The organism is Hydrogenimonas thermophila, assembly GCF_900115615.1.
GTDB lineage: Bacteria > Campylobacterota > Campylobacteria > Campylobacterales > Hydrogenimonadaceae > Hydrogenimonas > Hydrogenimonas thermophila.
In genome coordinates this window covers 1-20,968 of sequence record NZ_FOXB01000021.1, presented here as the reverse complement: position 1 = coordinate 20,968, position 20,968 = coordinate 1, and the positions used below count along the sequence as shown (strand labels likewise).

19 protein-coding genes are annotated in these 20,968 nt (G+C 33.8%); 15 read left to right on the top strand and 4 right to left on the bottom strand.

All coding sequences use genetic code 11. The annotated features are described in order from the left end of the window. Positions 1-13 precede the first annotated feature (13 nt). Positions 14-523, top strand: coding sequence for a DUF4149 domain-containing protein (locus BM227_RS07605; RefSeq protein WP_092912673.1), 510 nt, complete (start codon positions 14-16; stop codon positions 521-523). A gap of 11 nt (positions 524-534) precedes the next feature. Further along, positions 535-1,296, top strand: coding sequence for an ABC transporter ATP-binding protein (locus BM227_RS07600; RefSeq protein ID WP_092912671.1), 762 nt, complete (start codon positions 535-537; stop codon positions 1,294-1,296). Between the two features lie 58 nt (positions 1,297-1,354). Here the strand turns inward: BM227_RS07600 and ftsZ are convergent, their stop codons facing one another. Genes ftsZ through BM227_RS07585 form a run of 3 tightly spaced genes read right to left on the bottom strand, consistent with a single transcriptional unit; the run spans position 1,355 to position 5,377 of the window. After that, entirely contained in the window at positions 1,355-2,518 is a 1,164-nt protein-coding gene (gene ftsZ, locus BM227_RS07595; protein ID WP_092912669.1) for a cell division protein FtsZ, read from the bottom strand. Positions 2,519-2,531: 13 nt separating this feature from the next. Continuing rightward, the gene (gene ftsA, locus BM227_RS07590) at positions 2,532-3,908 is read right to left on the bottom strand and encodes a cell division protein FtsA (protein ID WP_092912667.1); all 1,377 of its coding nucleotides are present in this window, start codon (positions 3,906-3,908) and stop codon (positions 2,532-2,534) included. After that, positions 3,905-5,377 carry a peptidylprolyl isomerase gene (locus BM227_RS07585; RefSeq protein WP_092912665.1) on the bottom strand — a complete coding sequence of 491 codons (1,473 nt, stop codon included), beginning with the start codon at positions 5,375-5,377 and terminating at the stop codon, positions 3,905-3,907. The genes ftsA and BM227_RS07585 overlap by 4 nt, the downstream gene beginning before the upstream one ends. A gap of 250 nt (positions 5,378-5,627) precedes the next feature. Here BM227_RS07585 and BM227_RS07580 point away from each other — a divergent pair, with 250 nt between their 5' ends. The 13 genes from BM227_RS07580 (at position 5,628) to BM227_RS07520 (ending at position 20,234) form a co-directional block, all read left to right on the top strand. Further along, the gene (locus tag BM227_RS07580; protein ID WP_092912664.1) at positions 5,628-6,926 is read left to right on the top strand and encodes an adenosylmethionine--8-amino-7-oxononanoate transaminase; all 1,299 of its coding nucleotides are present in this window, start codon (positions 5,628-5,630) and stop codon (positions 6,924-6,926) included. Positions 6,927-6,985: 59 nt separating this feature from the next. Then, the gene (gene rsmH / locus BM227_RS07575) at positions 6,986-7,915 is read left to right on the top strand and encodes a 16S rRNA (cytosine(1402)-N(4))-methyltransferase RsmH (protein ID WP_092912662.1); all 930 of its coding nucleotides are present in this window, start codon (positions 6,986-6,988) and stop codon (positions 7,913-7,915) included. 78 nt (positions 7,916-7,993) lie between these two features. Beyond that, positions 7,994-8,275: a hypothetical protein gene (locus tag BM227_RS07570; protein ID WP_092912660.1), complete on the top strand. Its 282-nt coding sequence runs from the start codon at positions 7,994-7,996 to the stop codon at positions 8,273-8,275. Between the two features lie 9 nt (positions 8,276-8,284). After that, positions 8,285-11,386, top strand: a complete 3,102-nt coding sequence (locus BM227_RS07565) for an efflux RND transporter permease subunit (protein ID WP_092912658.1) — start codon at positions 8,285-8,287, stop codon at positions 11,384-11,386. A gap of 177 nt (positions 11,387-11,563) precedes the next feature. Next, positions 11,564-11,845 carry a DUF2018 family protein gene (locus BM227_RS07560; protein WP_177202016.1) on the top strand — a complete coding sequence of 94 codons (282 nt, stop codon included), beginning with the start codon at positions 11,564-11,566 and terminating at the stop codon, positions 11,843-11,845. An 85-nt stretch (positions 11,846-11,930) separates the two neighbouring features. Then, positions 11,931-12,269: a hypothetical protein gene (locus BM227_RS07555; protein ID WP_143089716.1), complete on the top strand. Its 339-nt coding sequence runs from the start codon at positions 11,931-11,933 to the stop codon at positions 12,267-12,269. Between the two features lie 3 nt (positions 12,270-12,272). After that, positions 12,273-13,169 carry a polyprenyl synthetase family protein gene (locus BM227_RS07550; RefSeq protein ID WP_092912654.1) on the top strand — a complete coding sequence of 299 codons (897 nt, stop codon included), beginning with the start codon at positions 12,273-12,275 and terminating at the stop codon, positions 13,167-13,169. Further along, complete coding sequence (gene hemA, locus BM227_RS07545; RefSeq protein ID WP_092912652.1) at positions 13,169-14,476, top strand: glutamyl-tRNA reductase; 1,308 nt, start codon at positions 13,169-13,171, stop codon at positions 14,474-14,476. Before BM227_RS07550 ends, hemA begins: the two co-directional genes overlap by 1 nt. After that, on the top strand, positions 14,473-16,236 hold the full coding sequence (locus tag BM227_RS07540; protein ID WP_092912651.1) for a proline--tRNA ligase: 1,764 nt from the start codon (positions 14,473-14,475) through the stop codon (positions 16,234-16,236). The genes hemA and BM227_RS07540 overlap by 4 nt, the downstream gene beginning before the upstream one ends. After that, a complete protein-coding gene (locus BM227_RS07535; RefSeq protein WP_092912649.1) occupies positions 16,233-16,658 on the top strand; it encodes an FxsA family protein in 426 nt (141 codons plus the stop codon). Before BM227_RS07540 ends, BM227_RS07535 begins: the two co-directional genes overlap by 4 nt. Further along, on the top strand, positions 16,612-17,451 hold the full coding sequence (locus tag BM227_RS07530) for a DsbA family protein (RefSeq protein WP_092912647.1): 840 nt from the start codon (positions 16,612-16,614) through the stop codon (positions 17,449-17,451). Before BM227_RS07535 ends, BM227_RS07530 begins: the two co-directional genes overlap by 47 nt. 5 nt (positions 17,452-17,456) lie before the next feature. After that, complete coding sequence (hemC, locus tag BM227_RS07525) at positions 17,457-18,413, top strand: hydroxymethylbilane synthase (protein WP_092912645.1); 957 nt, start codon at positions 17,457-17,459, stop codon at positions 18,411-18,413. A 9-nt stretch (positions 18,414-18,422) separates the two neighbouring features. Then, positions 18,423-20,234: a menaquinone biosynthesis decarboxylase gene (locus BM227_RS07520; protein WP_092912695.1), complete on the top strand. Its 1,812-nt coding sequence runs from the start codon at positions 18,423-18,425 to the stop codon at positions 20,232-20,234. Positions 20,235-20,253: 19 nt separating this feature from the next. Here BM227_RS07520 and BM227_RS07515 read toward each other — a convergent pair whose 3' ends face one another. Next, positions 20,254-20,799: a FlgO family outer membrane protein gene (locus BM227_RS07515; RefSeq protein ID WP_092912643.1), complete on the bottom strand. Its 546-nt coding sequence runs from the start codon at positions 20,797-20,799 to the stop codon at positions 20,254-20,256. Between the last annotated feature and the right edge of the window lie 169 nt (positions 20,800-20,968).

Here is a 20,968-nt window from a genome sequence, read left to right as displayed (position 1 = left end):
AGAGTAGGTAATTATGAATAAAGAGATACCAAAGTCGACAATTGAGTTATCTATGCCAAAAAAGGTTTGGATTCCATATTTGATGCTATTAGGCATAACACTTGGTGTTGGACTATGTGCCGGAGTTTTTGCAGCTCCTGTTATCTTTCACGCAGATGATCTGCTTGGAGGAGGAGTTTTAAGCCATTATCAAGAAGGGCTCATAATGACTCAAATATTTCTTAAAATGAATTGGCTTGTTAATATCACTTCAATTGCCATTCTTGTAGCAGAAGGTTACCATTTTTTACGTTTTTATAGAGATCAGATCACATTTTACTCTGCATTTGTAACTGTCTGGACAGGTTTTATGTTTACTCTTTACTATACCCCTCAAATAGTTGAGTTTCAAAAGCAGGGTGAGTCTATACTAGATAACAAGCTGTTTCAAAATGCGCATATGATGTCTGAATGGGACTTTAAGATTTTTATCGTAGCATTAACTGTATTGTTAGGGCGTTATCTGTATAGAAAGATTGTCTAAGGCTATTGTAAATGATAGAGATTAAAGGTTTAAAGAAACAATTTGGTCCAAAAGAGGTACTTAAAGGTATAGATTTACATATTCCAAAAGGCAAGACTACAGTAATACTTGGTTTGTCAGGTGGTGGAAAATCTACAATTATCAAACATATTGTAGGACTTCTAAAACCAGACAGTGGTGAAATCTGGGTTGATGGTGAAGAGATAAGCCAAGCAAATGAGGAACAAATTCGTAAAATTCGTAAAAAGGTTGGTTTTCTGTTTCAGAGTGGAGCACTCTTTGATAGTATGAATATTTTTGAGAACATAGCATTTCCACTACGTGAACATACCAATATGAGTGAAGATGAGATAATGTCTAGGGTGGTAGAGAGATTGGAAATGGTTGGATTAAAGCCATCAGAAGTTTTAAATCTTTACCCAGATGAGTTGAGTGGCGGTATGAGAAAGCGTGTAGGTTTGGCAAGAACAATAGCTTTAAATCCAGAGATAATTCTTTATGATGAGCCAACCAGTGGGCTTGATCCTATTACTAGTGATTTGATTTCTCAAATGATAGTTCAATTAAAAGAGAGACTTAGCGTAACATCTGTACTTATTTCTCACGATATCAAAGAGAGTTTTAAAGCTGGTGACTATTTTGCTATGCTGTATGATGGTAAGATTATTGAAACTGGTGATGCTGAACACTTTAAATCTACAGATAACCCTTATGTAAGACAGTTTTTAGATGGTAAAAGTGAAGGACCAATTCATTTTCAAGAGAAGAAGTAGAATATAAATCCGCATAAAGCGGATTTATAAGAAGGAGTTGAATAGTTATTAAATGAGTTTAATCCATTTGATTTCGCATCCAAGTAGGAATATCTAATATCTCCTCATTATCATATCCACCAACTACTTTAACACGAGGTGTACTAGCAGGAATTGACTCTTCATTGATTTCAGGTTTTACGAGAGTTATTTGCTGTTTTGGACTCTCTTTTTTACTCTCTTCATTCTCATCACTATTTTCTGTTTCAAAGCCAGTTGCAACTATTGTAATTTTTACTTCATCCGGCTGCATTGCTTCATCTGTAGTTGTACCAAAAATCACATGAGCATTTTCATCTGCATTATCTTCTACAACACTCATTGCTTCACTTATTTCAAGAATAGGGTAGTCTGGATGGATTTGGAAATGTACAAGAACACCCATTGCACCTTTAATATCCATATTGTCAAGCAGTGGTGACTCAATTGCATTTTTGATAGCTTCATATGCAGCACTTGGTCCAGTGGCTTCACCAACACCCATAAGTGCCAATCCACGATGACTCATAACAGTATTAACGTCAGCAAAGTCAAGGTTAATGTCATTTTTGCCTCTAGACAAGATAACGTTACTTATTCCACTAACGGCACGAGCAAGAATATTGTCTACCATTTTAAAGCTATCTTTGATTCCCAGGTTTTTATCGACAATACTTAATAGCTTTTCATTTGGTATTACAATAATCGAGTCACTCTCTCTTTTAAGCTCTTCCAATCCTGTTTCAGCTAGTTTTTGTCTTCTTTTTCCTTCAAAACGGAATGGTTTTGTAACAACAGAAACAGTTAGTGCACCAATCTCTTTAGCTGCTTGTGCAATAACAGGTGCTGCTCCGGTTCCTGTTCCACCTCCAAGTCCTGAAGAGACAAATACAATGTCTGCTCCATCTAATACTTCTTTAATTGCATCATAACTTTCAATTGCAGATTGTTGACCTATTTCAGGCTTCATTCCTGCACCAAGTCCTTTTGTAAGCTTTTCACCTAATTGGATCTTATATGGTGCATTTGAAGTCTCGAGGGCTTGCGCATCTGTATTGGCAACAATTAAATCTATATCTGTTATACCACTATTAATCATATGGTTAATCATGTTACCGCCACCGCCGCCTACGCCAATTGCTTTTATTTTTGCTCCTACTAAAGTAGGTGATTCCTCTATACTAAATTTTTCATTATTATTCACTATCAACTCCTTCCTAGAATATCTGTGTCATCCAATGCCACATCTTTTTTATTTTTTGACCTAATGTCTCTCTATTTTCTTCTTGTGTAATCTCAGCAAGTTGCTGTTTTATATCTCCATCATTCAGCTTAGGAGGAGTCTCATCTGCAGTTGTATCAGATGTAGACGCAAGTGAAATATCACTTAAATCTCCATTGCTTGATACTATTGGCTCCTTTTTATGAATCATTTTACGATTTGAGTCTATTTCATATTGTGTATATTCACCTGCTGCATACTCTAAAAGACCCATTACAGTTGCAAATGCAGGATCATTTAATGGACCAAAATCACCATCAACTGGTCGTGCTTTAGCTATTCGCACAGGCATATTGTCAAAAATTGCCATTGCCAATTCGCGAATACCATCAAGCTTGGTCATTCCTCCAGTTAAAACAATACCGGCACCTATTTGCTCTTTTAAATTACTCTTTTCTAGCTCTTTAGCCAATATCATTAATGTTTCTTGCACTCGTGCCTGTATTACATTGTAAACAATTTCAAGTGATATTTCATGCTTTTCATTCTCATCACCAATTACAGGTATCTCTATCAAATCATTAGAAGGGGATTTAAGAGAACCATAATCTATTTTTATTTTTTCAGCAATATTCAATGGTGTATGAAGTGCCATTGAAAGATCGTTTGTAATATGGTTTGAACCAACTGCAAGAAATGTATTGAATCTCACTGAGTTGCCAGAGTGTACAACCATATTGCATGTTGATGCTCCCATATCTATGGCACATACTCCTAACTCTTTCTCATCTTGATTTAAAATTGAGATTGCAGAGGCATAACCGGCAAGTACAACATTTTCTATCTCAATTCCTGCAGATTTAACTGCTTTTTTCAAATTGCTAAGGTTTGATTTTTGAGTAGTTATGATATGTGTATCTACCTCAAGGCGACTTGCATTCATTCCAAATGGATCTTCAATAAACTCTTGTTCATCTACTTTAAAGTTGTATGGAAGTACATGTAAAACTTCATACTCATTTGGAATATTTGCATTATATAGTGCTGTTTGCATTACACGATTGATCTCTTTTGTACCTATCTCTTGTTGTGGAATATTTACAATTCCAGAGCTGTTTATAGATCTAGTGTATGCACCTGATATTGAGATAATTGCTTTATTAGATGTTGTACCTGCTACTCTTTTGGCATCGCTTAATGCTTGACGTATTGAACGTGAAGTAAGTTCAATATTTGTAATAGTTCCTTTTCTTACCCCTTGAGATTTAGCGACACCTGAACCAATTATGTTTATAGCATCATCTTTTTGTTCAGCAATTACTACACTTATTTTACTAGATCCGATGTCAATTGCAAGGAGTGGTCTGCTCACTCGGTTTCCTTTAAATATATTTCAATTGCATATTTTTGCTGTAGCTTAGTGATTAAGTTGCTTTCAATTTGACTTAATTTTACCTTTTTAATATTATCTTCGATAAGTGACTTTTTCTCATTTAACTTATCTAAATCAAGCAACTTTTGTTCCACTACTTCATAACTGACAGCTTTATTGTCAAGTAATATCGTCCCTTTTGACAAATTTGTTAAGAAGAGTTTCTGTAAAAATTGAGAAGCTTCATCTTTTGTCAATGGAGGAAGTTTGTCAACACTGTCACGTGTAACAAAATCAGAGACTTGTGCATTTTTAAGGTTTTTAACTGCTTCTTCAGCCTTCTTTTGTAAAAGCTCAAGTCGTTTCTTAGAAATATAATCTTCTTTTACCTCATTGTATGCTTCTTTAAATGTTTTTGGCTGAGGGAGTATGACTTCGACAACCTTAATGACAATATATTTGTCATCTGAGACTTTTGGCTTAAGTACTGTTCCAAGAGTAGCTCCTTCGATGCTTTCCCAGATTTCAACAGAAAAAACAGGATCACCACTATCTACTATTCTCTCTTCTTCAGGAGATTTTTTACCCTTCTTCATATCAATATATGTTAACTGAGCACTCTTTTTCGATGCTTTAAGTTGAAGCTTTTTAATTATTGAGCTACGAGCTTCTTCTAATGGAATAATTTTTCCATCTTTATCTGTAAAGTCTGTACGGTGCTCTTTATAGTAGTTTTCAATTGAGTTTTCATCTGGAAGTTTGTTAGATGCTTTTACCCAAGTAAGTGCGAGTTTATATCTTTTAGGGGTCATATATCTGTTTTTATTCTCTTCCCAGTATTTCTTTAACTCTTCCTCATTTACATTTACTTTTATATCTTTTGCTGTAAAAACTTTATATTTTAATTTGTCAGCCATAAAAACAGCTGCTCCAAAAGCTTCAAGTTCCAATTCTCCAACACCTGGTGTTAATAAAGAGATTGTTTTCTTTATTAAAATATCGTTTTTTATATTTTCTTCAAAAGCTTTTGGTTTGATTCTCATACTTTGCAGTATTGCTGTATATGTTGCTTTATCAAACTTTCCATCTTTTTGAAACGCAGGTATTGACAATATTGTATTTTGAACCTCTTCGTCACTGACAACAATACCATATTCATTTGCAAAATTTTTAAGTAGTGCTTGGTAAATTAATGACTGTAATACCTGTTTTTGTAAACCTAATTTTTTCGCAGTAGCTTCATCAAGTTTACCACCTAATGCTTGATTATATTGCTGGTAAGTATTATTATATGCAATTTGAAACTCTTTTACTGTTATTGGAATATCACCTACTTTTGCTACACTGTTGCTTTTATTTCCATACTGGTATGTTCCCCATCCTACAAATCCTGCACCTACAAAAGCAATAGTACTAATCCAAATTGTTACAACAAGATATTTTCTGTGTTTTTGCATCCAACTAATCATGATTTGCCTTAAATTTTTAAAATTACGCAAGAGTATGCGCTATAATTACTTTAATGATTTTATTGAATTCGAAATTAATTCCGGATTAAATTAGGCTATGGAAGTTCCGATTTTATCGATATTTTCTTGATACTTTACAATCTGTCAAGTTTGATGAATGTTATTGACAAAGCTATAAGTAAACAGAATAGAGTTGTCTGTTGTTTAAAATATAAAATTATACAATTTTAATAAATAAAAAGGTTTTAGTATGAAAAATAGTGAAATTACTTCAAGGGATTTAAAATATATTTGGCATCCCTGTACTCAAATGAAAGATCATGAAACTCTTCCTCTTATACCTGTAAAATCTGCAAAAGGTATATGGCTTGAAGATTTTGATGGAAATCGCTATATAGATAGTATAAGTAGCTGGTGGGTCAATCTTTTTGGTCACTCAAATGAGTATATTACAAAAAAACTTTCAGAGCAAGCTCACACTCTTGAACATGTTTTACTTGCAGGGTTTACACATGAACCTGCTGTACGTTTGGCAGAAAGATTATCAAAAATAACACCAGGTAATTTGAATAAAGTCTTTTTTGCTGATAATGGTTCAAGTGCAATAGAAGTGGCATTGAAAATGAGTTATCATGCCCATTTAAACAGAGGTGAAAGTCGTCCGCTTTTTTTATCTTTAACTAATAGTTATCATGGTGAAACAATAGGCGCTCTGTCTGTAGGTGATGTTGAACTATACAAAAAAACTTATGAGCCTATTTTGATAAAATCTATTCAAACACCAGTACCTGAGGATATAAGTGAAGAGGCTGCTTATGAAGCAATCAAAAAATTAGAAGAGATTTTGAAAGCACAAGGAGACAAAATCTCTGCTATGATTGTTGAGCCTTTGGTGCAGTGTGCAGGATATATGCATATGTACCACCCTGTTTATCTAAAACTTGCTTCCGAACTTTGCAAATCTTACAAAATTCATTTTATAGCAGATGAAATTGCTGTTGGATTTGGAAGAACAGGCACTATGTTTGCTTGTGAGCAAGCTGGTATTGTTCCAGATTTTATGACACTCTCAAAAGGTTTGACTGGTGGCTATATGCCATTGGCTGTTGTAATGACAAATGATGAAATATATAGCGCATTTTATTGTGACTATTTAGAGTATAAAGCATTTTTACACTCACACAGCTACACAGGAAACCCATTGGGATGCAGTTGTGCAAATGCAGTACTTGATATATTTGAAAATGAAGATGTTTTAAGAGCAAATAGAAAAAAAGCATCTTGGATGGAAGAGTTACTAAAACCTTTTGAATCTCTTGAAAATGTCAAAGAGGTACGTCAAACAGGAATGATAGCTGCTGTTGAGCTTAAAGGATATAAGCCTGAAGATAGAGTAAACTTGAAAATTTTTGAATTTTGTCTAAAAAATGGTGTTTTTGTGCGTCCATTGGGGCATGTCGTATATTTTATGCCACCTTACATAATTACTTATGATGAAATGCATAAAATGATTGAAACTGTATATAATGCTGTTAAGTTATTGAAATAAGCTTAAAAGGGAATTTGATATAATCTTTTTAACTAATTATGTAAATCAAACGAGGTAAAATGAAAAAAGAAACTCCCCATATCCCTGTATTGTTGGATGAAGTATTGCAATCTTTTGAAGAGATGCCAAAAAAAGATGGTATTTTTATTGACTGTACACTTGGATATGGAGGGCATAGTGAAGCTATTTTGAAAAAATTCCCAGAAATTCATTTAATTGGAATAGATCAAGACCCTGAAGCAATAGATTTTTCTACAAAACGATTAGAGTCTTTTAAAGATCGTTTTGAAGCACGCAAGGGACGTTTTTCCGATTTGCTTCCTAAACTTTTACAAAAATATGAAATCTCAGGAATTCTAGCAGATTTTGGAGTCTCCTCTCTTCAGTTGGATAAAAAAGAGAGAGGTTTTAGTTTTCTCTCAGAAAATCTTGATATGAGGATGAATCCTGAAGCTGAATTTAGTGCATATGATGTTGTAAATGGATATTCTCAAGAAGAGCTTGAACGTATTTTTAAAGAGTATGCAGAGACAAAAGCATATAAAAAAGTAGCTAAAGCTATAGTAGATGCACGATCAAAGAAATCTATTGAAAGCGGTATAGAGCTTTCAGACATAATTGGAAAGGTTTTGCCAAAACGTGGCAAAACAAATCCTGCTACGCCACTTTTTCAGGCGATTCGAATAGAGGTTAATGATGAACTTGGAGAGATTGTAAGGTTGTTAGATGCACTTGAAAAAAATCCACCAAACAGTGCAGTGGTTGGACTTATAACATTCCATTCACTAGAAGATAGATTAGTAAAACAAAGGTTCAAAAAGTGGAACACCTCTTGTATATGTCCACCAGATAGCTTTCGTTGTGAATGTGGAAATGATCATAATATAGGAAAGCCCTTAAATCGTAAACCTTTAATAGCAAACGAAAATGAGCTAAGACAGAACCCAAGAAGTCGGAGCGCAAAGCTAAGAGCTTTTAAATTTAATTGACTAGGAATTTAGAGTTAGAGTTTGATATTTTTCTAACTCTGAACTCTAAATTTCCAACTCTAAATTCAAGGAGATATAGTGCCTGCTAATGACAAGCAAGAGTTGATTGAAGCTCTTGATGCTTCACAGCATGATCCTGTAGCAGAATGGGAATTTCTTTTTATTGTCATTATTTCAATTATGATAATATTGATGTTGACACTGCCAAAAATTTATTTGCGAAATTCCATCTATTATGAGAGTAGGGCTATTGACAGATTAGAGACACAATATGAAGCTTTAATTGAAGAAAACAAGCTTTTAAGTCGTAAAGTTGAGGAGATAAAAGTCAAAAATCAAATTTTAGATACTCTCTTTTAAAGTAGAAGTATGATAGAAAAATTTATAAGATTTGCAATAGAAAAACCGATCCTAAACCATATCTTCTTGACTTTTTTATTAGCTCTTTCAGTTTTTGCATATATCAACATTCCAAAAGAGATTTTTCCTCCGGGCAATCTTGATAGGGTAACTATTACAGGACACTACACAGGTGCAAGTGCTGATCTGCTAGATAAAATGGCAGTCCATACCATAGAAGATGGTCTGAAAAATTTAAGTGAAATAGATGTCATAGAGTCTGTTATAAAAAATGGATCATTCATAATAGGTGCAGACATCAAACCTGGCAATGATCCAGATATAACACTAAGTGATGCAAAAGATATCATCTCAAATATACGGCGTGACCTTCCAAGTGATATGGATGAGCCAGTAGCAAAAATAGCTAAAAGAAACTTTCCGCTTGTCATAATAGCTGTTGCTGCAGACAAACCCAAAAAAGAGTTATTGAAAGTTGCTGATGCCATAAAGAGTGATTTAGCCGGTTTCAAAGATTTAAGTGATATTGTCATTTATGGTGATGCAGATGATGAATTGGATATATTCATAAATAGTGCAAAAGTTGATGCTCTTGGACTTTCAAAACATTCTGTTGTGAGTGTTCTTTCGCAACTTGCTTCCATTTTTCCTGTGGGTGCAGTCAAACAACGCGGTCAACATCTTTTTATAAGTACTATAAATGGTGAAAAAGATTTAAAAGAGTTAAAAAATACAATACTTCATATTGATGGTAAAACTCTATTTCTAAAAGATATTGCAGAAGTGAAATTTCAATTAAGCGATCCAACGGAGATTTCACACTACAACGGCATAAAAAATGTATCTATTTCTGTAAGCAAATCAGAAGAGGGTAATGCAATTGCCCTTTCAAAAGATATTCGTAAATTACTTGCAAACTACAAAGAAAAGTTCCCTGAGTTTACATTTGATGTTTATACTGATACATCTATATGGATAAAAAACCGCCTTAATACTGTAGTTTCAAACATCATTTTTGGTCTTGGTTTAGTCTTTTTATCTATGCTTCTTTTTGTCAATGCCCGTATTGCTTTAGTTGTAGCAATAGGAATACCTGTCAGTTTTATGATAGGTCTTGTAGCATCTGAAATACTTGGCTACAGTTTAAATATGCTTACACTGCTTGGAGCTTTAATAGCTCTTGGAATGTTGGTAGATGAAGCAATAGTAGTAGCTGAAAATATATACAGGTACATTGAAGAGGGTATGGAGCCTAAAGAGGCTGCCGTCAAGGGATCAGTTGAGATGTTCCCGGCTGTTTTAACGGCAACTATGACAACAGTGTTTGCATTTTTACCACTTTTGATGCTAAGTGGAAAACTTGGTGAGTTTATAAAAGTATTACCTGTTATGATTACAATTTTGTTACTAAGCTCACTCTTTGAAGCATTCTATTTTCTGCCACTTCATGCAAAAGATATGCTTAAACCTACAAAAGAGTTAGGATTTTCTCAGCGTTTTTGGCAAAAAAATTATCAGATTTATCGTGCAATTCTTTCACCATTAATTCGCTATAAGTACATCTCTCTTCCTTTACTTGTTGGCTCTATACTATTTACTACATGGGTTTTTGCTTCGCAGAGTCGTTTTCAACTCTTTCCTGAATTTGATACTACACAAATCTATGTAAATGGTGAAGTTGATATTAACAATGACCTTGAAGATAATGAAAAAATTGTATCTAAACTTGAGAAAATACTTTTAGATAATCTATCAAAAGAGGATGTGTCTTCTGTTACTGCTGTTATAGGGCTTAAGGTTGACAGCAATAATAAAGGTGAACATGCTGACAATCTTTTTCATCTTTTTGTCAATTTGCACGAACCGGTACCTAAAAACTTTTTTGATAAATATATAAATCCATATTTAAGCCCTGAATATGACAGTAGCGATATGATTCGTAAACATTCAGCTCAAGAGATTGCAGCTCAGATTCAAAAGCTTGTTGAGCCATTTAAGAAAAGAAGTGATGAGTTTGGTAAGCTTTTTAAAGAGATTAATGTCATTGTTCCGCAAGCTGGAATTGTAAAAAGTGATATAGAACTCTCTTTTGGAGGAGAAAGCAAAAAAGTAGCAGTTGCTCTTGAACGTGTTAAAAAGGCTCTTGGAAAGATTAAAGGAGTAGAGAATATTACAGATGATGCAAAGCCTGGAGTTGATGAGTATAAACTCAAAATCAACCGATATGGTCAGGAGCTTGGATTTACAGAAGGAGCTTTAGTTCAGGCACTACAACCTTTCTTTTTAGAGGGTGAGTATGCCAAAATGTTTAATGATGAAGGTCTTGTACGTATTCGACTCCAAGATAGTAACAAAGATAGTCTGAAAAGATTTGAACATTTTGAATTGCAAGTACCAGGTCAGTTCCGTTTTGTATCTTTAAAAGATATTGTAGATATTGAGAGAAAAGAAAGCTTGGCAAAAATATTTAAAGTAGATGGTAAACGAGTAAGTACTGTTTATGCATCATTAGATAAAAAGTTTATTACATCAGCAGAAGTGATGGAAAAACTCTCTCCAATTTTTGAAGATTTTGAAAAAAATGGTATATCTGTTGATATAAAAGGTGAAGAGAAAGAGAATAGAAGAGTAAAAACTGAAATTATACGATCAGCGGTTATTGCTATATTTCTTATTTTTGTTGCACTTGTTTGGATGTTTGACTCAATTGCTTTGCCTCTTATTACACTTTCAACTATACCTTTATCTATTTTAGGTGTTTTAGTAGGTCATAAAGTTATGGGGATAAACCTTACAATGCCTAGTCTTATTGGTATAGTTGGTCTTTGTGGAGTTGTTGTAAATGATGGTCTTATTATGATCGATTTTATTAAAAATGCAAAATCTTTGGATGAATTGCTTGAGAGAGCAAAACTCAGACTTCGTCCAATTTTACTTACATCATTAACAACGGTTTTAGGGCTATCATCACTAATATTTTTTGCTTCAGGACAAGCACTTATCTTACAGCCAATGGCAATTACTCTTGGATTTGGTTTGATCTGGGCAACAATTTTAAATCTCTATTATGTTCCACTTCTCTATTCTGTTTTGTATCGTATAAAAATTTAAGAAGAATTATGTAAGAATTTACATTTTTAAAATAAGAATATATTCAATAAGTATTTTTATACTGAAACATGAAGTGAAAGAAACTAGTTTATGTTTGACATACGGTTTTATCGCTTCTAAGGTATGCATGCTATAATAGCTACTTTTATAATAATTCAAATAATCAAAGGGGGAATTATGCTATTTGAAGATGAAGAGGATATCTTTTCTGGTGGCTCACCTAAGAAAAAATTTTTCGATATTGTATATAACGCAAATCGTAATTTGGTAGAGCTTGAGCTTGATAAGCTTGTAGAGAGAGTTTGTCTTCTTGAAATGATGTTAGAAGAGCATATTGATGAAGATACTATTGAAAGAGAGATTAAAACTCGTGCAGTTACTCAATCAAGTGAACTTGATAACTGTAAAGTAAGTAAATATATTGAGTTGACAGCAAACATTTTAACTCAAAATGAGTAAAATTTTTTTGTGGATCTTTTTTTCGGTGACTTCTCTTTTTGCGGAGTTGTCACCAGAATGGTGGACCCACAATGTCAGTTTTGCTTTGAAAAAAGATCAAATTCAACATGTTGAGATAGTTGAACGAACAGGTCAAGTTCATAAATTAGCCTTTCGCTGGACTCTTTATATAAATGGTGGGCTTGTAATGTATGTTTCATATGATAAACATAAGTTTCAGCCACTTTTATATTTGACATACCATCGCAATGCATTTAGATTTGATCTTTTTCCAAAGCCAAAAGATGCTTTATATAAACCTCTTGAGACTCCATATGCCCTTTTAGTCTTTAAAGCATATGATGAGGAAAAGAAAGAAGCATGGTTTGACTTGTTAATGCAAACATTTGATAATAGTGAAATTTATTTTAAACAAGGACAGTAAGTAATGCTTGAACGTGTTGAGTCACAAATGCAACTATGGATAGATGAATTAGAGAATAAAACTATCAAAGAGCTTTTTTCTTTACTACCCAAAGGTAAAAGATTAAGGGCAAAACTAGTTTTAAAAGTTGCTGGAATGAGTGATGAGTCTATCAAGCTTGCTGCTGTTATAGAGATGATTCATGCTGCAAGTTTGCTTCATGATGATGTTATAGATGAGGCAATGACAAGAAGAGGTGTAACGTCACTGAATGCTACCGAAGGAAGCAAACAAGCGGTGATGATGGGAGATATTCTCTATTCAAAAGGCTTTGAAGAGCTTGTCTCATTTAAAAAAGATATTTCATCCATTATTGCTAGTGCTGTTACTCAATTAAGTATTGGTGAACTCATGGATGTAAGACTTTCTGACAAATTTAATCCTGACATAGATGCTTATATGAAAATGATTTATCAAAAAACAGCTGCATTGATTGAAGCTAGTGCCTCATCTGCTGCAATTTTAGCTGGGAAAGATAAAGAGGTTTATGCAACATATGGTCGTAATCTTGGAATAGCATTTCAAATAATTGATGATATTCTTGATATAACAAGCACCTCTGAACAGCTTGGAAAACCGGCTATGGCAGATTATGAAGAGGGTAAAACTACTTTACCATATATCTATCTTTATGAAGCTTTAGATGAAAATAATAAAGCAAAACTTCTAAGCTTACACGGAGCAAAACTTACAGAAGATCAAAAGATATGGATACGTAAAGTAATGGAAGAGACAGGTGCTTTGAAAAAATCTTACTCTTATGCCAAAAAATTGGGTGATGAAGCAGTAACTCTAATGAAAAACGAATGTCAAGATTCACTGGCTGATATTGTTACTGCTATGATTGAAAGGGATTTTTAATGCAGTATATTGTTGTTAGCTACTCTCATAAAAATACAGATATAGCTGTACGGGAAAAACTTGCATTTTCAAATGATGAGCAAAAGAAAAAATCACTTGAAAAAGTATTAAATGTAAAGAGTATAAACGAAGCTATATTGCTATCAACTTGCAACCGTGTTGAATTTATTATAAGTACCTCAAATCCTTCAGAAGCATTGCATGCAGTATTTGGAACTCTTCATTTACATAGCGGTCTCTCAATTGAAGAGCTTGAAGGTCGAGCTGATGTTTATGAAGATGAAGGTGCTGTGCATCATGTTTTTGCAGTAGCATCTTCTTTAGATAGTCTCGTTGTGGGAGAGACACAGATTGCCGGACAGCTTAAAGATGCATTTCGTTTTGCATATGAAAATGGATTTTGTTCTCAAAAGCTTTCAAGACTCATTCATTTTGCTTTTAAATGTGCTGCAGAAGTTAGAAACTGTACAAGCATATCTAAAAGTCCTGTTTCTGTTGCAAGTGCTGCAGTTTCTCAAGCAAAAGAGGTTATGGGTGGGAACCTTGGGGGGTATACAGGCTTGGTAGTTGGTGCCGGTGAGATGAGTGAAATTGTAGCAAAACATTTGGTTGCTAGTGGCTGTAATGTAATCATTTTTAATCGTTCTATGGAGAGAGCAAAAAATATTGCCAAGTCAATTGGAGAGAGAATTGATGTAGAACCATTTCATTCTCTGCCTGAATATATAAACAGATATAGGCTTCTTTTTAGTGCCACAGGTGCGCCTCACCCTATTATTACAGATGAAATGGTAGATGAGTCTCAATTTGAGCGTTATTGGTTTGACCTTGCAGTACCAAGAGATATTGAAATAGTCAAGGATAAAAGTATCAATATTTATGCTGTAGATGATCTGCAGGAGATTGTAAATACAAATCTCTCTATGCGTAGAGAACAGGCAAGAAAAGCGTATGAAATTGTAGGCCGCTATACAATGGATTTTTTCAAGTGGTTACAAACATTAATGATAGATCCTTTAATTAAAGATATAAGAGAACGTGCAAAAGAGTCAGCAATGAAAGAAGTTGAAAGGGCTATAAAAAAAGGGTTCATACCACCTGAAACAAGAAAAAATGTAGAAAAGCTTGTTCACAATGCATTTAATAATTTTTTACATACTCCTACAAAACAGTTAAGAGAAGTTGCTGAACAACCTCGTGCCGATACAGTCATTGAAGCTATGAAATATGTTTTTAATATAGATACTGAAGTAAAAATGATGGATAAATATAAATGCGAATTTATTATGAAGGATGATGTAAGATGAGATTTTCAAAACTTTTGATTCCAACACTTAAAGAAGCACCAAAAGATGCTGTACTTCCTAGTCATATTTACTTGGTAAGAGGTGGATTTATTTACCAAGTAGCCAGTGGTGTGTATGATTTTTTACCACTTGGAAAAAAAGTTTTGGATAAAGTGAAAACAATTATTAAAGAAGAGCTTGACAATGCAGGTTGCCAAGAGGTTCAACTTGGGTTTGTAACACCAACTGAGCTTTGGAAAAAGAGTGGTCGTTATGAAAAGTATGGTGCTGAACTTTTGCGTTTTAAAGATAGAAAATCAAATGAGTTTGTTTTGGGACCTACACATGAAGAGATGATGGTAGAATTAGCAAAACAGTTTGTAAATAGCTATAAACAGCTTCCTCTAAATCTCTACCAAATAAATCTTAAATTTCGTGATGAAGCAAGACCTAGATTTGGTTTGATGCGTGGTCGAGAATTCATTATGAAAGATGGCTATAGTTTTCATGATAGCCATGAAGATATGGTTAGAGAATTTAACCTGATGGAAGAGACTTATAGAAAAATTTTTACTCGTATGGGGCTAGATTTTCGTGTTGTTGAAGCTGACAGTGGAGCTATTGGCGGTGAAGGAAGTAAAGAGTTTATGGTTCTCGCTGACAGTGGTGAAGATACAATAGTAGTATGTGATGGGTGTGATTATGCAGCTAATATTGAAGCTGCAAAGCGTAAAACACCTGATTCACAAGCTGAAGCACCAGAAGCACTACTCAATCGGTTCCGTACACCAGATATTAAAACAATTGAAGATTTATCTGAGTTTTTCAGTGTTGATCCATACTATTTAATCAAAACAGTTGCAAAAAAAGCTCTTTATGATGAAGGAAAGAGTGAAATTATTCTCTTTTTCCTGCGTGGAAGTGATGAACTTCAAGAGGTTAAAGCTACTAATAGTGTAGGTGCAAATGAACTAATAGATGTATCTGAAGAAGAGCTTGAAGCAGCAGGATTGGTTCCTGGATTTATGGGACCGGTAGAGTTGATTCGAAATGCAAAAGTATTGGAAGATACACCTCCATTTCATGAAGAGATTGCTCATCCAAATATAAAAAAGGTGTTTGATGAGACACTTAAAAATGCAAGTCATATGATATGTGGTGCAAATGAAAAAGATTACCATATAGTTGGTGCAAATTTAACCAATTTAAAAGATTTGCATTTTGCAGATATTGCACAGACAAAAGAGGGTGACCAATGTGCTAAATGTGGTGGAAAGCTGAAATTTACAAAAGGGATTGAGGTAGGTCATATTTTTCAATTAGGTACTCGCTATTCTGAACCTTTGAAGGCAGAGTTTTTAGACCAAAACGGCAAGAATAGACCATTTATTATGGGAACTTACGGTATTGGTGTCAGTCGTCTTCTTGCTGCTATTATAGAACAACATCATGATGAGAAAGGCTCTATCTGGCCTGTACCAGTTGCACCATTTGAAGTTGTTGTAATTATCGGGAATATAAAAGATGAACAGCAAAAAGAGGTAGGAGAGAAAATCTATAATGATTTAAAATCCAAGGGAGTAGATGTTCTTCTTGATGATCGTAAAGAAAGATTTGGTTTTAAAATGAAAGATTTTGAGCTTATAGGTATTCCTTATGCTGTAGTTATTGGTAAAAAATTGGCTGATGGGTGTGTTGAGCTTATTGAAAGGTCAACACTGAATCGTAAAGATGTGATGGTTGATGATATTGTAAATAGTGTTATAGAAAGTATGCAATGATCTATTTTTTTATTTACCTTTTTTTGGAAACATTTGTTTCTGTTGAAATAGGCTCTGCTATAGGTCCTTTTTGGACCTTTATAGAAATTGTTGTAAGTGCGTTTGCAGGTTTACTTTTATTAACAAACTTTCGATATACTTTTTTTGAAAATGTCAGGGCTATGGTAGAAGGTGAAATTACTCCTGAGACATTTCAGAAACAAAATTTGTCTGCACTTATTGGAGCAATACTACTTATTGTTCCAGGTTTTTTTACTGACTTTATAGGAATACTGCTATATTTTGGAGTATTTACCAACCTAATAGTAAACAGACTTTCAAAACGAGAGAAAAATAGTAATATTAAAACGGATCAATTTCAAGAAGGAGAGTGTGATGTCATCGATGTTGAAATCATTGAGCGTCATGATGATCGCAAGTAGTCTAGCGATTGCAGGCGGTGACAGTGATGTTATAAATTATGTAAAAAAGAAACTAGATAGAAATCCAAATGTAAAGATTAATAGTGCTGAAGTTGTAGACAAGCTTCCAATACCTGGCATAAAAGGTTGGTCTGCTTATGTCATAGGATTAGATATAAACCTTACAAGAGGTAAAGAGACAAGACAAATCAATTTTGAAGATATACTCTTTGTTAGTAAAAATTTGATCACTTCTGAGCTTATAGATAGAAAAACAGGTCGTGATGTACGCTCTATGATTCAACCTAAATTGCCTAAAGATATTTATAATAAATCAAATCTTATTTATGGAAATGAAAATGCTGCTCACAAATTGATCTTGTTTTCAGATCCACTTTGTCCATTCTGCCGAATGTATGTACCTGAAGTTTTAAAAGCAGTTAAAAATAATCCTGAAAAGATGGCACTTTACTACTATCACTTGCCTCTTAAAGCTATTCATCCAGCATCAGAAACATTGGTACGTATAATGGAAGTGGCACAAAAAGAGGGTAAATATGAGATAATTGATAAAATGTATAAAATAAAAATAGATGCTAAATTGAAAGATGAAAAAAAGATTTTAGATATTGTTGCTAAACAGACAGGTTATAAACTATCTTCAAAACAGATACATGAACCTTGGGTAGATAAAAGAATTTTAAAAGATAGACTTACAGCTCGTAAGCTTTTGGTTACAGGTACACCAACAATTTTTGTTGATGGTAAAAAAGATGTTACCCGCGATAAATATAAACAATTTATTAAAAAGTAATGACAATGGAAAAACTTATAATAGCAACACGTGGAAGCCAGCTTGCAATGTGGCAGGCAGAGTATGTAAAAAGTGAGTTGGAAAAAAAATTCCCTGACATGAGTATAGAGTTTTCTGTCATAACTGCAACAGGAGATAAGATTTTAGATAAACCTCTAGCTCTTATAGGAGGGAAAGGTCTTTTTACTAAAGAGATAGAAGATGTAATGTTATCAGGTGGTGCACACTTAGCAGTTCACAGCCTTAAAGATGTACCAACAGAGTTACCATCAGGCTTAAAACTTGCTGCTATTACAAAGCGTGATGATGTAAGAGATGTATTTTTATCGCATAAATATAAAAATATAGAAGATTTACCTGAAGGTGCTGTTGTTGGAACAACAAGTCTTCGCAGACAGATGCAGTTACGAAGTATGCGACCTGATTTATGCATAAAAAATCTTCGAGGGAATGTAAATACGCGCCTTCGTAAACTAGCAGATGGTGAGTATGATGCTATTATTTTGGCATATGTTGGAATGAAGCGTTTAGGACTGCTAGAAAGTGTACCATTTGCAGAACCTATTAGCGATGATATTATGATTCCTCCATCTGGACAGGCATCTTTGGGAATAGAAATTATTGATGATCCTGAAGTTGCAAAAATTGCTGAGACACTTAATGATCCAAACTCTGCATTGGCTGCTAAAATTGAGAGAGACTTTGTTTCAAGGTTAGAAGGCAGTTGCCAAGTTCCTATAGCAATTAATGCAAAAGTAGATGATGATAATGTTGTAGTAAGAGCTCAAGTTGGTTTACCAGATGGTACTGAAATATTAGAAGAGAGTCTGGAAGCTGATAAAAATAGTGCTGAAGATTTAGGGTCTAAATTGGCAGATATTATGATTGAAAAGGGTGCTAAAGAGCTTTTGGCTCGTGCTGAGGCAATGGCATTTAAAGAGGAACGGTGCGAGAGGTTTTAAATGGCAACAATGCAGGAGTGGTTGGATAGATTAGAGAGAGATGGCGATCTAAAAATAATTGAAGAGCCTTGTGATATTAATCTTGAGATAGCTCATATTGCTTATGTAGAAGTTAAAAAAGATAATTCCAAGGTTTTACTGTTTAAACGGCCAGTTAATCGTGAAAAGGGCATTGAGTATAGTATGCCTGTTGTTATGAATATGTTTGCAAATTTTGAGATAACTCAAAAGATATTTGGTCGTCATCCTGATGCAATAGCTAAAGAGATAGAAGAGTTAATGCATATGAAACCACCACAAGGGTTTATGGAGAAGCTCTCTTTAATTCCAAAACTCTTTGCACTAAAAAATGTTTTTCCAAAAAGACTTAAACAGAGGGGACTTTGTCAACAAATCATAAAGACTACATCACAGATTGATTTGGATGAATTGCCTATTTTAAAAACATGGAGTGAAGATGGTGGTCCTTTTATAACAATGGGACAGGTATATACACGCTCACTAGATGGGAAGATGCAAAACCTAGGCATGTATCGTCTGCAACAGTATGATAAAAACCATTTAGGAATGCATTGGCAAATCCATAAAGATGCCAGTCACTTTTTTGATCAGTACAAAGATGCAGGCGAAATGATGCCAGTTTCTGTTGCTATCGGCGGTGATCCACTTTACATTTGGTGTGGACAAGCACCACTGCCGCATGGAATTTTTGAACTGCTTTTATATGGTTTTGTAAGAAATGAACCTGCAAAACTTGTAAAGTCTATTACCAATGACATTTGGGTTCCTGAAGATGCCGATATTGTCATAGAAGGTATGGTGGATCCAAATAAGCTGGAGATTGAGGGCCCTTTTGGTGATCATACAGGTTATTATACGCTTAAAGAGCCATATCCTGTTATGGAAGTGACTGCTATAACAATGAAAGAAAATCCAGTTTATCAGGCAACTGTTGTTGGTAAACCGCCTCTTGAAGACAAATATATGGGTTGGGGAACAGAGCGTATATTTTTACCGCTTCTTAAAACTACAGCACCAGATCTTATTGATTATCATATGCCAGAAAATGGAGTATTTCATAACCTCATTCTAGCACAGATGGAGCCTCATTACAAAGGGCATGCAAAACAGTTCATGCACGCTTTTTGGGGTGTGGGACAGATGAGTTTTGTAAAGCATGCTATATTTGTAGGCAAAGATGCTCCTGCACTTACAGATTATGAAAAGATAACCGAGTATATTCTTAATAGAATAGATCCAAAAAATCTTCTTATTTCAGAAGGTATTGTAGATGCTTTGGATCACTCTAGTCCTGAAACATTAGTAGGCGGAAAACTAGGTTGTGATTGTACAGGAGCAGAAGTATCAAGTAGTGTAGATGATTTACTTGATGATGCGGCACTTTTAGAAAAGATACGCTCATTTGATACTGATGTTAAAGCTCTTAAGCAGTATGGAATACATACTAAAAATCCTGTTTGTGTAATAGCATATAAAAAGAATAGGGCAGTTAAAGAGCTTTTTGACAAAATATCTAACTTGAGTTCTCATATTAAAATCCTTGTTGTTGTTGATGAAGAGTGTAATGATATAGAAAATCCATATATGCTTGTTTGGCGTGTAACAAACAATATAGATGCAGGTCGTGACATTAGAGTAGATCCATTTATTATGATTGATGCAACAAATAAGAATGAGCTAGACGGCTATAATAGAGAATGGCCAGGAGATGTTCTTTGTGATAAAGATGTTTTAAATCAGCTTAAACAAAAAGGTCTTATAGATATAGATGAGAATTTTGAGAAGAGGTTTTACCTATAACTCTTCTCAAACTCCAAAATTAATTGTAGTAGTAATAATCCATTTTTTTAAGTATCATCTTTGGCACAGTGATTTGTGCTGTTGACACTACAACTCCAGAAGATATATCAATTATTCTACAGTTAATTGTGACACTATCTTTATAAATTGTATATGTTCCAGATAGCGCATAAGTAATATTTCTCTCTTTTTTAAGATTTTTTATATCACGTGAAAAAAGATACTCTCCTTTTTTGTTCATTATAATTGAGTTAGTTGCTTTATAATCTAAGATATTGAAACCATTAATCTTCATAGCATGAATAAGATCTTCACTAATATATCTTCCAAAATTTGATGCTTGTCTATAGTTATTTACATTTACTATAGATAAAATGACTAAAGTTTTACTTTTTATATACTCACTGATTTTATCTTTATTAAATTGATCTGCTATAGATAATGCAATTTCTCTAACATATATTGAACTATTTTTTCCATTCTCATTATTGTATTTGATAGACTCTGAAAAAGAGATATTGAATAATATAGCTACAAAAATAAAAATCATAACAATTTTTTTCATATTTTCAACCTTTGTTTTAACATAAGCACTATTTTTGAAAACTATTCTATCTCTATTTATATTAAATAAAAATTACCTGAACTTTTATTTTTATCTAACTGTAACCTAGTATAATAGCCCATTCCAACCCTAATATTCATTTAATAAGTCCATACTTGATTCTTGTCAT

Bases quoted from the DNA above. Each gene is read 5' to 3' on its own strand.
- BM227_RS07605 (WP_092912673.1), top strand. From the start codon at position 14: ATGAATAAAGAGATACCAAAGTCGACAATTGAGTTATCTATGCCAAAA.
- BM227_RS07600 (WP_092912671.1), top strand. From the start codon at position 535: ATGATAGAGATTAAAGGTTTAAAGAAACAATTTGGTCCAAAAGAGGTA.
- BM227_RS07585 (WP_092912665.1), bottom strand. From the start codon at position 5,377: ATGATTAGTTGGATGCAAAAACACAGAAAATATCTTGTTGTAACAATT.
- BM227_RS07580 (WP_092912664.1), top strand. From the start codon at position 5,628: ATGAAAAATAGTGAAATTACTTCAAGGGATTTAAAATATATTTGGCAT.
- rsmH (WP_092912662.1), top strand. From the start codon at position 6,986: ATGAAAAAAGAAACTCCCCATATCCCTGTATTGTTGGATGAAGTATTG.
- BM227_RS07565 (WP_092912658.1), top strand. From the start codon at position 8,285: ATGATAGAAAAATTTATAAGATTTGCAATAGAAAAACCGATCCTAAAC.
- BM227_RS07560 (WP_177202016.1), top strand. From the start codon at position 11,564: ATGCTATTTGAAGATGAAGAGGATATCTTTTCTGGTGGCTCACCTAAG.
- BM227_RS07550 (WP_092912654.1), top strand. From the start codon at position 12,273: ATGCTTGAACGTGTTGAGTCACAAATGCAACTATGGATAGATGAATTA.
- hemA (WP_092912652.1), top strand. From the start codon at position 13,169: ATGCAGTATATTGTTGTTAGCTACTCTCATAAAAATACAGATATAGCT.
- BM227_RS07540 (WP_092912651.1), top strand. From the start codon at position 14,473: ATGAGATTTTCAAAACTTTTGATTCCAACACTTAAAGAAGCACCAAAA.
- BM227_RS07535 (WP_092912649.1), top strand. From the start codon at position 16,233: ATGATCTATTTTTTTATTTACCTTTTTTTGGAAACATTTGTTTCTGTT.
- BM227_RS07530 (WP_092912647.1), top strand. From the start codon at position 16,612: ATGTCATCGATGTTGAAATCATTGAGCGTCATGATGATCGCAAGTAGT.
- hemC (WP_092912645.1), top strand. From the start codon at position 17,457: ATGGAAAAACTTATAATAGCAACACGTGGAAGCCAGCTTGCAATGTGG.
- BM227_RS07520 (WP_092912695.1), top strand. From the start codon at position 18,423: ATGCAGGAGTGGTTGGATAGATTAGAGAGAGATGGCGATCTAAAAATA.
- BM227_RS07515 (WP_092912643.1), bottom strand. From the start codon at position 20,799: ATGAAAAAAATTGTTATGATTTTTATTTTTGTAGCTATATTATTCAAT.